The organism is Micromonospora sp. NPDC018662 (genome assembly GCF_044391475.1).
Classification (GTDB): Bacteria; Actinomycetota; Actinomycetes; order Mycobacteriales; family Micromonosporaceae; genus Micromonospora.
In genome coordinates this window covers 41,301-55,325 of sequence record NZ_JBISAC010000010.1, presented here as the reverse complement: position 1 = coordinate 55,325, position 14,025 = coordinate 41,301, and the positions used below count along the sequence as shown (strand labels likewise).

At 74.2% G+C, this 14,025-nt stretch carries 16 protein-coding genes; 9 read left to right on the top strand and 7 right to left on the bottom strand.

Going from position 1 to position 14,025, the window contains the following annotated elements:
* The first annotated feature begins 162 nt into the window (after positions 1 to 162).
* Entirely contained in the window at positions 163 to 1,344 is a 1,182-nt protein-coding gene (locus tag ACH495_RS24925) for an aromatic acid exporter family protein (RefSeq protein WP_396860122.1), read from the top strand.
* 42 nt (positions 1,345 to 1,386) lie between these two features.
* Here the strand turns inward: ACH495_RS24925 and ACH495_RS24920 are convergent, their stop codons facing one another.
* The 3 genes from ACH495_RS24920 to ACH495_RS24910 form a co-directional block, all read right to left on the bottom strand.
* The gene (locus ACH495_RS24920) at positions 1,387 to 1,959 is read right to left on the bottom strand and encodes a hypothetical protein (protein WP_396860121.1); all 573 of its coding nucleotides are present in this window, start codon (positions 1,957 to 1,959) and stop codon (positions 1,387 to 1,389) included.
* A gap of 77 nt (positions 1,960 to 2,036) precedes the next feature.
* The gene (locus ACH495_RS24915) at positions 2,037 to 3,173 is read right to left on the bottom strand and encodes an RNA polymerase sigma factor (protein WP_396860283.1); all 1,137 of its coding nucleotides are present in this window, start codon (positions 3,171 to 3,173) and stop codon (positions 2,037 to 2,039) included.
* Positions 3,174 to 3,181: 8 nt separating this feature from the next.
* Positions 3,182 to 3,592 carry a YciI family protein gene (locus ACH495_RS24910; protein ID WP_396860120.1) on the bottom strand — a complete coding sequence of 137 codons (411 nt, stop codon included), beginning with the start codon at positions 3,590 to 3,592 and terminating at the stop codon, positions 3,182 to 3,184.
* 222 nt (positions 3,593 to 3,814) lie between these two features.
* On the opposite strand from ACH495_RS24910, the gene ACH495_RS24905 reads away from it, so the two are divergent.
* A complete protein-coding gene (locus ACH495_RS24905; protein ID WP_396860119.1) occupies positions 3,815 to 4,639 on the top strand; it encodes an ArsR/SmtB family transcription factor in 825 nt (274 codons plus the stop codon).
* A 50-nt stretch (positions 4,640 to 4,689) separates the two neighbouring features.
* Here the strand turns inward: ACH495_RS24905 and ACH495_RS24900 are convergent, their stop codons facing one another.
* Positions 4,690 to 5,106: a DUF6069 family protein gene (locus ACH495_RS24900; protein WP_396860118.1), complete on the bottom strand. Its 417-nt coding sequence runs from the start codon at positions 5,104 to 5,106 to the stop codon at positions 4,690 to 4,692.
* Between the two features lie 171 nt (positions 5,107 to 5,277).
* Here ACH495_RS24900 and ACH495_RS24895 point away from each other — a divergent pair, with 171 nt between their 5' ends.
* Positions 5,278 to 6,384, top strand: coding sequence for a sensor histidine kinase (locus ACH495_RS24895; protein WP_396860117.1), 1,107 nt, complete (start codon positions 5,278 to 5,280; stop codon positions 6,382 to 6,384).
* 47 nt (positions 6,385 to 6,431) lie between these two features.
* Positions 6,432 to 7,097 carry a response regulator gene (locus tag ACH495_RS24890; RefSeq protein WP_396860116.1) on the top strand — a complete coding sequence of 222 codons (666 nt, stop codon included), beginning with the start codon at positions 6,432 to 6,434 and terminating at the stop codon, positions 7,095 to 7,097.
* Positions 7,098 to 7,164: 67 nt separating this feature from the next.
* On the opposite strand, the gene ACH495_RS24885 is transcribed toward ACH495_RS24890, so the two are convergent.
* Entirely contained in the window at positions 7,165 to 7,392 is a 228-nt protein-coding gene (locus ACH495_RS24885; RefSeq protein WP_396860115.1) for a hypothetical protein, read from the bottom strand.
* 173 nt (positions 7,393 to 7,565) lie between these two features.
* Between ACH495_RS24885 and ACH495_RS24880 the strand changes: the two genes are divergently transcribed.
* The 3 genes from ACH495_RS24880 (at position 7,566) to ACH495_RS24870 (ending at position 9,951) form a co-directional block, all read left to right on the top strand.
* Entirely contained in the window at positions 7,566 to 8,051 is a 486-nt protein-coding gene (locus tag ACH495_RS24880; RefSeq protein WP_396860114.1) for a hypothetical protein, read from the top strand.
* 76 nt (positions 8,052 to 8,127) lie between these two features.
* Entirely contained in the window at positions 8,128 to 8,778 is a 651-nt protein-coding gene (locus ACH495_RS24875) for a class F sortase (protein ID WP_396860282.1), read from the top strand.
* A 75-nt stretch (positions 8,779 to 8,853) separates the two neighbouring features.
* Positions 8,854 to 9,951, top strand: a complete 1,098-nt coding sequence (locus tag ACH495_RS24870; RefSeq protein ID WP_396860113.1) for a magnesium and cobalt transport protein CorA — start codon at positions 8,854 to 8,856, stop codon at positions 9,949 to 9,951.
* A gap of 10 nt (positions 9,952 to 9,961) precedes the next feature.
* Here ACH495_RS24870 and ACH495_RS24865 read toward each other — a convergent pair whose 3' ends face one another.
* A complete protein-coding gene (locus ACH495_RS24865; RefSeq protein ID WP_396860112.1) occupies positions 9,962 to 10,477 on the bottom strand; it encodes a TetR/AcrR family transcriptional regulator C-terminal domain-containing protein in 516 nt (171 codons plus the stop codon).
* Between ACH495_RS24865 and ACH495_RS24860 the strand changes: the two genes are divergently transcribed.
* Positions 10,463 to 10,642 carry a hypothetical protein gene (locus tag ACH495_RS24860; protein WP_396860111.1) on the top strand — a complete coding sequence of 60 codons (180 nt, stop codon included), beginning with the start codon at positions 10,463 to 10,465 and terminating at the stop codon, positions 10,640 to 10,642. The two genes, ACH495_RS24865 and ACH495_RS24860, sit on opposite strands and share 15 nt — an antisense overlap.
* A gap of 357 nt (positions 10,643 to 10,999) precedes the next feature.
* Here the strand turns inward: ACH495_RS24860 and ACH495_RS24855 are convergent, their stop codons facing one another.
* Positions 11,000 to 11,317, bottom strand: coding sequence for a peptidase inhibitor family I36 protein (locus ACH495_RS24855; protein WP_396860110.1), 318 nt, complete (start codon positions 11,315 to 11,317; stop codon positions 11,000 to 11,002).
* 306 nt (positions 11,318 to 11,623) lie between these two features.
* On the opposite strand from ACH495_RS24855, the gene ACH495_RS24850 reads away from it, so the two are divergent.
* Complete coding sequence (locus tag ACH495_RS24850) at positions 11,624 to 13,912, top strand: NB-ARC domain-containing protein (protein ID WP_396860109.1); 2,289 nt, start codon at positions 11,624 to 11,626, stop codon at positions 13,910 to 13,912.
* The last annotated feature ends 113 nt before the right edge of the window (positions 13,913 to 14,025 follow it).

Sequence of the window (14,025 nt, the reverse complement as noted above, 5' to 3'; positions counted from 1 at the left end):
CGTCCGCCGAGCGGTTTAGGCGGGGGCCCCGCTTAACGCCTCGGGTATGGGCGGGGCCTCTGCTTAACAGCAGGCCGACCGGGGTACCTCCGGGCGACGACCCGGGCCGGCCGGTGAACCCGGCCGGTGGCGAGACCGGCGCGACCAAGGTGAGGTACGGACATGCGGGACTGGGTACGAGCCGCCGCCGGGCGGGTACGCCGGGACTGGGTGTCGGTGGTCGAGGCGACCGTGGCCGCCACCGTCGCCTGGATCCTCGCCTCCCGGGTGATCGGTCACCCCGATCCGTTCTTCGCCCCGTCCGCCGCGCTGGTGGTGCTCGGCGAGACCCGGGGCAAGCGACTGCGGCAGACCATCGAGATCCTGCTCGGGGTGGCCGCCGGCATCCTGGTCGCCGACGTCGTCGTGCAGGCCCTCGGCCCGACCACCACCACGGTGTTCCTGGTCCTGGGCTGCACCCTCGGGCTGATGGTGGTGCTCGGCGCGAGCACCACGCTGACCGTGCAGGCCGCCGTCTCGGCGTTGTACCTGGTCGTGGTGGCCGCGCCGAAGGGCAGTCTGATGCCGTTCCGGTTCGTCGACGCGCTGATCGGCGGCGCGGTGGCGATCGCGGCGAGTCAGCTGATCGTCGCCCGGGACCCGCTCGCCCCGCTGGTGGCCGAGGCCCGGCAGACCTTCGCCGACCTCGCCGACCTGCTCAACCGGGTCAACGACGCGCTGCGCCGCTGCGACGAGGACGCCGCCCGGGCGGCGCTGGAGCGGGCCCGCCAGGTGGACGACTGCGTGGACCGGCTGCGCGAGGCGGTGGCGGCCACCGGGGAGACGTTGCGACTGCGGGTACGCCGCCGCCGGCACATCGGTCAGGTCCGGGAGGTCGAGGCCACCGCCCGGCAACTCGACTACGCCGCCCGCAACATCCGGGTGCTGGCCCGCGCCGGGGTGCACCTGACCCGCCTGCACACCGCCACCCCACCCGAGCTGGCCCTGGCGATCAACGAGCTCGCCGACGCGGTCCGCGCCGCCGGCGAGGCCATGGTGCACAGCCTGGCCGGCGACGAGGACGCGGCCGAGTGCGCCGAACGGGCCGACGCCGCGGCCCTGGAGGCGGTACGGATCGCCGCGCAGCTGTTCGAGTCCCAGCCGCCCCTGCCACTCATCATGATCATCGGCCAGATCCGGGCCACCGCCATCGACCTGCTGCGCGCGGTCGGTACCGACGACCTGGTCCTCGGCCGGGTCGACGAGGCCCTCGGCCTGGCGGAGGCCCCCACCCGGACCGGCGCCGGCGGCCCGCCGACCCCACGCGTCGACCCCGGGCCGGCACCGACGACAGTGGCGGCCTGACCGCTTCCACGGGTAGAAGCACGGTCCGGCCGGCCGTCGGCGTCAGATCGGACGCGCACCCCGCTCGGCTCGGTCGGGCCCGTCGGAGGTGGGAATCGGCAGCGCGACCGGGTCGGCCGGACCGACCGCCGTGACCGAGTGCGCCGGTGCCGGCCGGTCCGCCACCGGCCGCCGCGAGTACCGCCGCCCCTGGCCGGCCGGACCGTTGCGGCGGGCCACCTCGAGCGTCACCATCCGGATCGGCGCGGGCGGCGCGGCGAACCCGGGCACGCCCCAGCGCAGCCAGATCGGGACCCGCCCGGCCTCCGCCTCGGCCAGCAGTTTTTCCACGGTCCGTCGGCGGTCGGTGTGGTCGACCTCGACGACGACCGGCGGACGACCCGGCCGGGCGCAGGCGACGTCGAGCACCGACTGCCGCCCGGACAGCGGCGGCGGCAACGGCACCACGCTCGCCGCCCGGCGGTAGACCCGCCAGCCCTCGCCGGTCGCCCACTCGACCACGGCGTCGACGAGCCGGGCGGTCACCTGGTCGGTGGTCAGATCCACGAAGGTCAGCCCGGCGAGTCGGTGCGCGAGGGACGCGGCCACCCGCTCGCCGTCCTGCCCCGGATCCATGCCCGCAGGCTAGCGTGCGGGTCGATCGGCTTCCCACCGGCGGGCAGCAGCACGGCCGCCGGGGCGGGAGCTGCTGGTCACCGCGTGTTCAGGCGGGCGGCCTGGCGGGTCAGGTGGTCGCGTTCGAGGAGGTTGGTGGCCCGGCGGGCGGCCTCGGCGTAGAGGCGGGCCGCCGTCTCCGGGTTGCCGTCGCGTTCGTGCAGGTACGCCGCCACCGCCGCGTGCCGGGGCAGCGTGTCGTCCAGCGCCGCGAGCGCCGCCAGCCCGGCCCGGGGACCGTCGGCCTCCCCGACGGCGACCGCGCGGTTGAGCCGTACCACCGGGCTGTCGGTCAGGCGGACCAGGTCGTCGTACCACTCGACGATCTGCACCCAGTCGGTCTCCGCGGCGGTGGGCGCGTCGGCGTGCAGGGCCGCGACGGCGGCCTGGGCCTGGAACTCGCCCACCCGGTCGCGGGCCAGCGCCGCCTGGAGGATCCGCACCCCCTCGGCGATCAGGCCGGTGTCCCACCGGCGGCGGTCCTGCGCGGCCAGCGGCACCAGGCTGCCGTCGGGCGCGATCCGGCTGGCCCGGCGGGCGTGGTGCAGCAGCATGAGCGCGAGCAGCCCGGCCACCTCGGGATGGTCGACGACGGCGGCGAGCTGCCGGGTGAGCCGGATCGCCTCGGCCGCCAGGTCGACGTCGCCGGAATAGCCCTCGTTGAAGACCAGGTAGAGCACGCGCAGCACGGTGGCGACGTCGCCGGACTGGTCGAACCGGACCCCGGAGACGGTGCGCTTGGCCCGGCTGATCCGCTGGGCCATGGTCGCCTCGGGCACCAGGTAGGCCCGGGCGATCTGGCGGGTGGTGAGCCCGCCGACCGCGCGCAACGTGAGCGCGACCGCGGACGACGGCGTCAGCGACGGATGCGCGCAGCGGAAGTAGAGCTGGAGCGTGTCGTCCACGCCGGGCACCGGGCCCGGCGCCGGCTCCTCGTCCACGAGGTCCTCCCGCCGACGCCGGGCGGTGTCGGCGCGGGCGACGTCGAGGAACCGGCGCCAGGCCACGGCGACCAGCCACGCCTTCGGGTCGCGAGGCGGGTCGGCCGGCCAGACGCGGAGCGCCTCGACCAGCGCGTCCTGCACGGCGTCCTCGGCCGCCGCGAAGTCGCCTCCGCGGCGGACGAGAACCCCGAGCACGGCCGGGATGAGGCTCCGCAGCAGCACCTCGTCCATCGCGGCGGTCACTCCGTGATGGTGGGTGGCGCGGTCAGGAACGGGCGGACCTCCAACCACTCGTGGATCGGCTTGCCACCCTGCCCCGGGGCGGCGGACAGCTCCCCGGCCAGGTCGAGGGCGCGCTGGTAGCTGTCCACGTCGATCACCAGCCAGCCGGCGATGAGGTCCTTGGTCTCGGCGAACGGGCCGTCGGTGACCGGCGGGCGCCCCTCGCCGTCGTAGCGCACGAAGGTGCCCTCCGGGGCGAGCGCCTGCGAGTCGACGAACTCGCCGCTCTCCTCCAGGCGGGCCGCGAAGTCCGTCATGTACTGCACGTGCGCGGAGACCTCCTCCGGCGTCCACCGGTCCAGCAGCGGCATGTCGGTGACCGGGGTCGGGCCGCCGCGGTAGTGCTTCAGCAGCAGGTACTTCGCCATGGTGCGTCTCCTCGATGCGGGTGCGGCCATTCTGGCCGCGTTCACCCCGGGGACGGAGCCGGCCGCCGGTTCTCGACATCACGTCGAGGAGAGTTTCGGCGGCTCACACACCGCGTTGAGCGTCCTAGGAGGCTAGCTTCAAGGTGGACAGGCAGCCGCAAAGGTGCCTATCCTTCGGACAGGCACCCGAATGGCTGCCTTTTCCGATGAGTGGAGCGACGGGTGGACGACGTGTTCCGGGCGCTGGCCGACGCCAGCCGGCGGCGCCTGCTCGACCGCCTGAACGCGCGCAACGGTCAGAGCCTGCGCGAGCTGTGCGCCGGGCTGGACATGACCCGGCAGTCGGTGAGCAAGCATCTCGCCGTGCTGGAGGCCGCCGGCCTGGTGACCACCACCCGACGGGGGCGGGAGAAACTGCACCACCTCAACGCCGCCCCGATCAACGCGGTGGCCGACCGCTGGATCGGCCGCTACCACCGGGAGCGCGCCCGCGCCCTCGCCGACCTGCGGACAACATTGGAGCGGGAGCCCATGGAGAGCCCCACGTTCGTCTACACCACCTACGTCCGGACCACGCCCGAGCGGCTCTGGCGGGCCCTGACCGAGCCCGCGTTCACCCGCCGCTACTGGGGCGGCGTCACGCTGGTCTCCGACTGGCGGCCCGGCTCACCCGTGCGGTGGCAGGACACGCCGGACGGCGAGCCGAAGGACCTCGGTCAGCGGGTGCTCGTCGCGGAGCCGTACCGGCGGCTCGCGTACACCTGGCACGGCTTCCAGGCGGAGCACGCCGCGCACTTCGGGTGGTCCGACGAGGAGTTGGCCGCCCGGCTCGGCGAGCGCCGGTCCACGGTCACGTTCGACCTCGTTCCGCAGGGCGAGACCGTCCGGCTGACTGTCGTCCACGACGACTTCTCGCCGGACAGCGAGATGCACCGGGCGATCAGCGGCCAGCTCGACGGCAGCGGCGGCTGGCCGGAACTACTGGCCAGCCTCAAGACCCTGCTGGAGACCGGCGAGCCGTTGCCGGAGCCGGCCGCGGCGAGCTGACCGGGATCGGGGCCGCCCACCCCCGTCGCGGCGGCCCCGATCCCGGCCGGTCAGCGGACCGCGGTACGCCGCAGGCCGGGCACCAGCACGGCACCGGCGAGCAGGTGCAGGACCACCAGCGTCACCGTGGCCGCCCGGCCCACTCCCCCGCCGAGCGGCCCGAGCAGGGACAGCAGGAGCACCAGCACCGCGACCACGGTCCAGACCGCGCGGGCCCGCCCGGTGAAGCGTTCCAGCAGGGCCAGCAACGCCCACCCGGCCAGGCCGGCGAGCAGCGTGCTGACCGCGACGGCGAGCGGCGTGACCCGCTGCTCGACGTCGCCGCTGCGCGCGACCAGCTCCACCCCGGCCAGCGGCACCGCGACGATCCAGCCCAGCAGCGTGGCGACGGTGGCGGCGAGCACGGTGAGCAGCCGGTCGCGGCGACGGGCCGGACGGACGGTGGTGCTCGGGATCGTGGTCTCCATCGGTGCGTACCTCCCGGTCGGATCTGCTGGCGGAAACGCTAGGGCCGGCGGGGCGCCGCGCGGATCGCGCCGGGGAGCGGTTCCCGGCTCCGTCCCGGGACCCAGCGACCCGCCGCATCTCCGTCTGACGGCCGATGAACGGCGGTGGGCCGGCGGCCTAGCATCCGGGGCATGAGGTGCCCGTCCCGGTCCCGGTCCGTGCTGCTGCTGATCGACGGCGGCCTCGCCGCCGTCGTACTCGGCGTGTCGCTGCTCGTGCTGCTGACGTCGGAAGGCCGCCCGACGACGCCGGGCGGCACCGCCGTCGCGGTCGGCCTCGCCGCCTGGCAGGCCAGCTGCCTGCTGTGGATCCGCTACCGGCCCGGGTACGCGCTCACGATGGCCGCGGTGGCCGGCGTGGGCCTGGAGGCGCTCTGCCCGGCGCTGGGCTGGCTCGGGCTGGTGGCCGCGCCCCTGTCCTACGTGGCCCGGCTGCGGCCGCCCCGGTTCTCGCTCGTCGCGCTCGGCCTGCTGACGGCGCCCACACCGTGGAAGCTGGTCACCGGTGACTGGCGTGACCTGCTGCTCGCGGTGACGGCGCTCGGCCTGAGCTGGTCGGTCGGCGAGCTGCTGCGCAGCCGGGAGCAGCGGCGCTGCGAGTGGGAGCGGGAGGTCCGCGCGCGGGAGCGGGAGCGGATCTCCCGCGAGCTGCACGACGTGGTCGCCCATCACGTGGCGGTGATCGCCGTGCAGGCCGTCGCCGCCGAGGACGTCTTCGACGAACAACCGGCGCAGGCCCGCGCCGCGCTCGGGTCCATCCACACGGCGGCGCGGTCCGCCCTCACCGAGCTGCGGGCCATGCTGCACGCGTTGACCGCCGACGACGGGACCGACCCGAACGGGCCGCAGCCGGGGCTGGCCCAACTCGACGCGTTGGTCGAGGCCGTGCGGGCGGTGGGGCTGCCGGTGACGCTGCGCCGCGAGGGCGACTGCGGGAAGCTGCCCGGCGGGGTGCAGCTGTCGGCGTACCGGATCGTGCAGGAGTCGCTGACCAACGCGCTGCGCCACGGGCACGCCACCCGCGCCGACGTCGACGTCAGGTACGGCGAGGGCGTGCTGCGGCTGGAGGTGGTCAACGACGGTTCGCCGCCGGCCCGCCGGCCCGGGACGACCGGGGGACGCGGCATCGTGGGCATGCGGGAGCGGGCCCGGCTGCTCGGTGGCACGCTCGACGCGGGCCCGCTGCCGGCCGGCGGGTTCCGGGTGCGCGCGCGGCTGCCGGTCGGCGCGGCCCGGTGAGCGCCAGGAGCGAGCCGGGCCTGCGAGCCGAGGGTGATCCCGCGCGCGTGCGGGTGGTGGTTGCCGACGACCAGGAGCTGATCCGCGCCGGGTTGCGGATGATCCTCGACGCGCGACCGGACCTGACCGTGGTCGGCGAGGCGGCGGACGGCGTCGAGGCGGTCGCGGTGGCGGCGCGCACCCGGCCGGACGTGGTGCTGATGGACGTACGGATGCCCCGGCGGGACGGCATCGCGGCGACCCGGGACCTGGTGGCCACCGGCAATCCGGCCCGGATCGTCATGCTCACCACGTTCGACGTCGACGAGCACGTCTACGCCGCGCTGCGTGCCGGCGCGAGCGCGTTCCTGCTCAAGGACACGCGTCCGGTCGATCTGGCCGAGGCGGTGCGGGTGGTGGCCCGGGGCGACGCGTTGCTGGCGCCGACCGTGACCCGGCGTCTGCTCGACCGGTTCGCCGACCGGCTGCCCGGCCCGGCGCCGACCGTCGAGCGGGCCCTCGCCGCGTTGACCGCGCGCGAGGTGGAGGTGCTCACGCTGACCGCCCGCGCGCTGTCGAACGCGGAGATCGCCGCTCGGCTGCACCTGAGCACCGCAACCGTGAAGACCCACGTCTCCGCGATCCTTACCAAGCTGGGCCTGCGGGACCGGATCCAGGCGGTGGTCCTCGCGTACGACGTCGGGCTGGTCCGACCGGAGCCACCGGCGCGTTGAGCGAGTCGATGCCGTGGGGCGGACCGCCACGGCATCGACTCGGTGAACCGCCCGTCGACCTACCGGATCAGCGTCCGCGCACCCATCTGATCAGGTGGTCGACCCAGACCACGGCCGCGCAGGCCGTGATGATGACGAGCACGAGGGGTGCGGTGGGTATGTCACCGCCGTTCAGGGCTCTGGCCGCCGCCAGCGACGCGACCACGAGCACGAGAACGATTCGGGCGAGGATGGATCGGGCTTCGGTCACGATTCCATCATGATTTGTGCCCAGCTGCGCGTTGAAGGTCGACATGTCCGACGCCAGGTGGCGGGAGGGGGGACACCGGACGGCAACGAAGATTTCTCAATTACCCCCAGTGACCGCCGCAACCCTCCTAGTGTTGGCCACACCGGTGCTAGTCACGGAGTTGGCCACCCGAACGACGTCCCACGCAGACAGCGGACGAAAAGTGAGGGAAGACGCGGATGAAGGCACAGTCAATTCTCGGATCGGCGGCGGTCGGCGTGGGCCTCGGCGCACTGCTGCTCCCGGCCGCCGCGCTGGCGGACACCAGAGTCTCACCCGCCACCACCCCGGTCGGCGGCACTGTCGTGCTCACCACGACGTGCAACCCGAAGGCCGGTGACGCGATCTTCCGGGTCACCGGGCCCGACCGCGATCAGAACGTCAGGTCCACCACGGCCGCCGCGGGCGGTGGGCTGAGCGCGGAACTCTTCACCGCCGGGTTCACGCTCGGCACGTACACGGTGGCCACGACCTGCGGCGACGGCAGCGACGGCGGCAGCGCCACGTTCACCGTCACCCCGATCGGCGGTGCGCAGGCCGGCGCCGGCGGCCGGGACGGCGACACCGGCGTGCTGGTCGCGGGCGGCGCGCTGGCCGCCGGCGCGCTCGCCGGCGGGGCGTACGTCCTGGTCCGTCGCCGGCGTCGGGCGGACGCCCCCGCCTGAGCGGCTCACCGAGCGGGTCGCCCGCGCCGGTCCACCCGGCGCGGGCCCCGCGTCCACGCCGGACGGAGGTAGGACCCTGTCCCCAGCAGAGGGTCGGGCGGGCGGGCCGTCGCGGGCCCGCACCGCCGTCGTCGTCACCGCCGTCACCCTGGCCGGCGCCACCGGCGTGGGGTTGCTCTCGGCCGGTCTCGGCAGCACCTCGGCGTCGCCGCCGCAACCCGGCGCGTCCGCCGCGCCGGCCACCGAGCGTCCCGGCTCCGCCGGCCCGGTGCTCCCCCGCGCGACGCCGCTGCGGGTGGTCATCCCCCGGATCGGCGTCGACGCCGAGATCGTCGCGGTGGCCACCGACGACGGCGGCGCGCTGGAGGTGCCGCCGCTGGAGCACCCGGAGGTGGCCGGCTGGTACCGGCCCGGGCCGGCGCCGGGTCAGGCCGGCAACGCGGTGCTGGTCGGGCACGTCGACTCCACCCGCGGCCCGGCGGTCTTCTTCGATCTCGGCCGGTTGCGCCCCGGCGACACCGTCCGGGTGGTCCGGGCCGACGGCCGGACCGCGGCCTTCACCGTGGACGGTGTCGGCGCGTACCCCAAGGCACGTTTTCCCACCGAGCGGGTGTACGGCGGCGGCGCGGCGGCCCGACTGCGGCTGATCACCTGCGGCGGCCGGTTCGACCCGCGCACCGGCAGCTACCCCGACAACATCGTGGTCTTCGCCACCGCCGTCGGCTGAGCCGGGCCGGGCACCGCCGCCGCGCCGGCGGGCCGTACGGTAGGCCGTCGGTCTCCCGGCGGTCGGAGGTGCGCGGTGGTCCGGATCCGGTGGCGGGAACGCCTGCCCGGCCTCGTCGGACGCCTGCTCCGGCGCGACCGCCCGGCGGACGGCAGACGCCCGCGCCGCGCCAACCCGGACGCGGTGGTCGACTGCGCGGTCTATGTCGCCGGGCGGCGGGAACCGGGCCGGCCGCACTACGCCGACGCGTACGCCCGGGCCCGCCACGGCCGCCGCGCGTTCGTCTGGCTCGGGTTGCACGAGCCGGGCGCGGCGGTGATGGCCGCCGTCGGCCGGACGTTCGGGCTCGACGAGCCAGCGGTGGAGCAGGCGCTCGCCGACGGGCACCGGCCCACCGTGCGGTGCCACGGCGACGTCACGCTGCTGGTGCTGCGCAGCGCCGGCTACGTCGAGCACACCGAGCTGACCGCCACCTCCGAGGTGGTCGACACCGGGGACGTGCTGGTGTTCCTCGGCGACCGCTTCGTGCTGACCGTCCGGCACGGCGCCACCGGCGCGCTCGCCCCGGTGCGCGAGGCGGTGCAGCACCGCCCGGACGTGCTGGCCCAGGGCCCCTGGGCGGTGGCGTACGCGGTCTGCGCCCGGATGGTCGCGCTCTACGGGGAGGTCGCCGAGCACCTGGAACGCGACCTGGAACGCGTCGAGGAGAGCGTCTTCGCCCGCGAGCACGGCGCCGACATCCAGCATCTCTACCAGCTCAAACGGGAGGTGGTGGAGTTCAAGCGGGCGGTGCTGCCGTTGAGCGCCCCGCTGCGCGCGCTGCTGGACCCGCCCGACGCCGGCCCGCCACCCGCGCTGCGCCAGCGGTTCGCCGCCGTGGTGGACGACCTGGCCCGGGTGGTCGAGCGGATCGGCGCCTACGACGAACTGCTCACCTCGCTGGTCCAGTCCCGGCTGGCGCAGCTCGCCGTGGAGCAGAACGACGACATGCGCAAAATCGCGTCGTGGGCGGCGATCGCCGCGTCGCAGACCGCGGTGGCCGGCGTGTACGGGATGAACTTCGCCCACATGCCGGAGCTGCACTGGCGGTACGGCTACGGCGGCGCGCTGCTGCTCATGGCGACGCTGGCGGTGACGCTGCACCGGTTGTTCCGCCGCTCCGGCTGGCTCTGACCGGCCGTGTTCACCGCGGTTCGGGCGGCTTACCGGGCCCGACCGCGGCCCGGAGCAGGCCGGTGAGGCCCTCCTCGAACAGCAGGTCGTCGCTCCACCGGCCGTCGTCGAGGTGACCGGAGGCGGTCAGCGTCGGATAGGCGTCGGCGCTCGCCGCCACGTGGGCGCGGGCGGCGGCCCGCGCGTCGGGGTCCGCCGTCCGGCGCCACGTGGCCTCGGTCAGCGAGGCGCCGATGACGTAGTTGGCCAGCATCCGGGTGACCACTGCGAGCTGCCGGCCGTGGCAACCGCCGCGCACCAGCGTGGCCTGGAGGAACTCGGTGCGGGCCAACACGTTGGGGCCGAGCAACGGCCGACCGACCAGCCCCGGCGCCCAGGGGTGGTCGAGCATCGCGGCGCGCCACGCGCGGACGAGAGCCCGGACGTCGTCGCGCCAGTCGTCGCTGGCCGGCGGGACCGGCAGCCTCTGCTGCGAGTCCAGCTCGACACCGACCCGACCACCGCCCGCCGCGTGCTGCTCCTGCACCGCCAAGGCAAGGCCCATCACGAGTCGCGGGAGGCGGCCCGGCAGCAGGTGTGGCGTCAGGGCCGCACCCCGGCCGGCGAACCGGTCTTCGTCGGCGTCACCAACGGCCGCCGCCACGTCCGGCTGCTCTACGACGTCGAGGTCCACTCGGACACGGTGCCGTGAGCGGTCGCCGGCCGGGCGCCCGAGCGCGCCCCCGCCGGCCGGCCCCCAGCCGACCGGCCCGGCCTTGAGCACCACCTCACGCCCGTCGGTGAGGCGTACCCATCAGACCGCTCGCTCGCCTGATCCCGCTGATGAGCTGCCGTTTCTCCCACGTCGGCGGCCGACCCTCCGCGGACGCGACAGGCAGCCGCCCGGCGAGCCGCCACCACTGAGCGCCGGTGCGGTCATGGGCACGAGGTCTCCGGCATGACGTTCCCGCTCGGTCGCAGAACCAGATGCCGGAGACCTCTTCAGATGTCGATCACCGCCACGCCGGGATCTTCATCGACCACCACAACTTCTGAAGTCACCTCGCCGTCAGCAGGGGGACGTGATCCACCTGTGCGAGAGCAGGTAAGCAGGGCCGATGTTGCCCTGCCAACCCCGCCCCATGCACCCGTTGTAGCCGGTGTAGTACGCGCCCGTGTAGAACGCCACCGCCGTGTAGGAGGTGGAGGTTCCGCGGTTGTACACCGAGCGGGCCGGAGCGCTCCGGGCCCAGGAACAGCTGTCGACCCCCGACGTCCAGTCCGGGTCGGCGTCCGACCATCGGCACATGCTGCCGGACCCGCCGCTGCCGGTGTAGAAGCACACGTGGGAAGCGGGGCAGTCGGCGTAGGTGGCGGACGGGGTCACCACGGCCGCCGCCGGAGAGCCGATTCCCAGAAGGGCCGCTGCCGCCGTGGCGGTCACGGCGAGAGCCTTGCTCGGTCGGGTGAGTGCGGACAGTGCTCGCTGAAACATGCAAACCTCCACAGGACCGCCGGAAGGGGGCTTCCGGCCCGTTGGAAAGAACGCCGCGCGGGATGCCGGCCGACCTTCCTCCGCGCTGACGTTCGTCTATTGGTTGCAGTGTCGTGAGCGCACTGGAGACAATCCAGGCGACTGACAGGCGATCAACCGGCGACTTCCTGCACGACGGCTGAGGGAACAGGACAAGCGATGGAGTTCGGTCCCTTGATCAAGTCGCGTCGACAGTCGCTGAACCTGTCTCAGGAGGAGCTCGCCAATCGGTCGGGAATCAGCGTGCGGAACCTTCGTGACCTGGAAACCGGGCGGATCCGGAAACCACGCCAGCAGACCGTGCGGTTGCTGGCCGAGGCGTTGGGGCTGTCCGGTGACGAGCGGCGCGACTTCTACGAGCGGTCACGGGCGGCTGCGGGGCTCAGATCGCCGACGGACAGGGCAGGCGGCGACTCCCCGGCGAGACCCCGTCCGGCTCAACTGCCGCCGGACACCGCCTCCTTCACCGGACGTACCGACGCTCTGGCCGCGATGGACGCGCTGCTCAGCACAGAGACGCCAACCTTGGGCACGACGATCCTGGTGGTGGGTCCGCCAGGGATCGGCAAGACCTCGCTCGCGATGCACTGGGCGCACCGGGTGAAGGACCGCTTCCCGGACGGGCAACTCTTCGTCAACCTGTCCGGATTCGACCCCAGCCAACCGCCGCTGGATGCCACCTCGGCGGCGCATGCGTTCCTGGACGCGCTGGGCGTTCCCGCAGCGGCCATGCCGGTTGACGAGACGGGCCAGACCGGCCTGCTGCGCAGCCTGCTCGCCGACAAGCGAATGCTGTTGCTGCTCGACAACGCCCGCGACGCGGAGCACGTACGACTGCTGCTGGTCGCGGCACCGGGATCCGTAGTCGTCATCACCAGCCGGGATCGGCTCATGGGGCTGGTCGCGGCGGCGTCCGCCCACCCGATCAGCCTCACCCCGCTCAGCGACGACGAGTCGCGAGAACTGCTAAGCCGCCGGGTCGGCGCCGGCCGCCTCGATGCCGAGCCGACCGCCGCACAGGTGATTGTCGACCGCTGTGGCGGCCTGCCGCTCGCCTTGGCGGTGACGGCTGCCCGCGTCGTCTCCCAGCCCGCAGTGCCGCTGGCCGTCGTCGCGGGTGACCTGACCGGTGCCGTGCCACTGCTCGACGGCCTGGCCAGCCACGACAGCCCGACAGACCTGCGCTCCTGCCTCCTCGGCTCATACCGGCTGTTGAACCCCGGGGCGCGGCAGGTCTTCCGGATGCTTGGACTGCATCCCGGCACCGCCAGCGAGGCGGCGGCGGCAAGCCTGGTCGGACGCCCACCCGAGCACGTGGGCCCGCTGCTCACCGAGTTGGCCCGGGTCCACCTGATCGGCGAGACGACCGACCACCGGTGGCACCTGCACGACCTGGTGGCCGTTTTCGCCAGGGAACGAGGGCGGCGGGACAGCGAGGCCGACCACCGGTCCGCGCTGCGGCGGCTCGGCGATCACTACCTGCAGACTGCGGTGACGGGTGCCCGTCTCCTTGAGCCTCGCCGGGAGCCGCTCCCCACGATCACCCCGGCGCCGGGGGTCACCGTCCACTCGCTCGCCGACGAGGAGGACGCCAACGCTTGGTACCGGGCGCACCGGGCAAACCTCGTCGCCATGGTGCACCTGACCGCCGAGCACGGCATGGCGGCCCACGCCTGGCAGTTGGCGTGGGCGATGACCACGTTCCTGTCCCGCGGCGGCCACTGGACCGACCAACTGGCGGTGAACCGCGTCGCCCTCCGTGCCGCCCGAGTGGCGTCCGACGCCCGCGGCATGTCGTACGCACTGCGCGGTCTTGGCCGCGCTCACCTGCGCCTCGGCGACCACGATGCGGCCGAGGCCAGCCTGCGGCGGGCGCTGCGGCTGTCGGGCCGGATCGGAGACCTCGGCGGGCAGGCGCGGGCCCACCACGGGTTGGCGTATGTGCATCAACAGCGCCACGGCCTGCCCGGCGCCCTCTACCACTCCCGGCGGGCGAGGCGCCTCTTCCTGCTGGCGGGCAACCACAGCGCTGGTGCCGAAGTCCTCAACAGCTCTGGCTGGTACCACCTGCTGGCTGGCAATCTCCGCCAGTCGTTCCGCCAGACCCGGACGGCGCTGATTCTGTTGCAGCGGTTCGGTGAGCGGCACGGCGAAGCCAGCGCTTGGGATACTCTCGGCCGGCTCTCCACACATCTCGGCGATCCGGGCCAGGCGGACCGATGTTACGCGCACGCCCTTGCGCTGTTCCGGGAACTGGGGGACCAGTTCTTCGAGGCGGAGGTGCTGATGCACCGGGCGGAGGACCGGTGGGCCGCGGGCGACCAGGACGCCGCCAGAGCGGACTGGAGCGCCTCAGCGCGGATCCTCGAGGGCCTGCACCATCCGTGGGCCGTCATCGTGCGCGATCGGATCGGCAGGACCGCTCCGGGCAGCAGTGGCCTGGCCTGATCCTGGCCACCCGGCCGGGACGTACAGGACACGGCCACCGCCGTTCCTGACCCTGGGTCCCTTCCTGCGGCGACTGGCAGCGCCATGCCGCCCCTCCGGCGTCCGGCCTGCGG

Coding starts and splice junctions, on each gene's coding strand:
- ACH495_RS24925 (WP_396860122.1), top strand. CDS start 163: ATGCGGGACTGGGTACGAGCCGCCGCCGGGCGGGTACGCCGGGACTGG.
- ACH495_RS24920 (WP_396860121.1), bottom strand. CDS start 1,959: ATGGATCCGGGGCAGGACGGCGAGCGGGTGGCCGCGTCCCTCGCGCAC.
- ACH495_RS24915 (WP_396860283.1), bottom strand. CDS start 3,173: ATGGACGAGGTGCTGCTGCGGAGCCTCATCCCGGCCGTGCTCGGGGTT.
- ACH495_RS24910 (WP_396860120.1), bottom strand. CDS start 3,592: ATGGCGAAGTACCTGCTGCTGAAGCACTACCGCGGCGGCCCGACCCCG.
- ACH495_RS24900 (WP_396860118.1), bottom strand. CDS start 5,106: ATGGAGACCACGATCCCGAGCACCACCGTCCGTCCGGCCCGTCGCCGC.
- ACH495_RS24895 (WP_396860117.1), top strand. CDS start 5,278: ATGAGGTGCCCGTCCCGGTCCCGGTCCGTGCTGCTGCTGATCGACGGC.
- ACH495_RS24885 (WP_396860115.1), bottom strand. CDS start 7,392: ATGTCGACCTTCAACGCGCAGCTGGGCACAAATCATGATGGAATCGTG.
- ACH495_RS24880 (WP_396860114.1), top strand. CDS start 7,566: ATGAAGGCACAGTCAATTCTCGGATCGGCGGCGGTCGGCGTGGGCCTC.
- ACH495_RS24850 (WP_396860109.1), top strand. CDS start 11,624: ATGGAGTTCGGTCCCTTGATCAAGTCGCGTCGACAGTCGCTGAACCTG.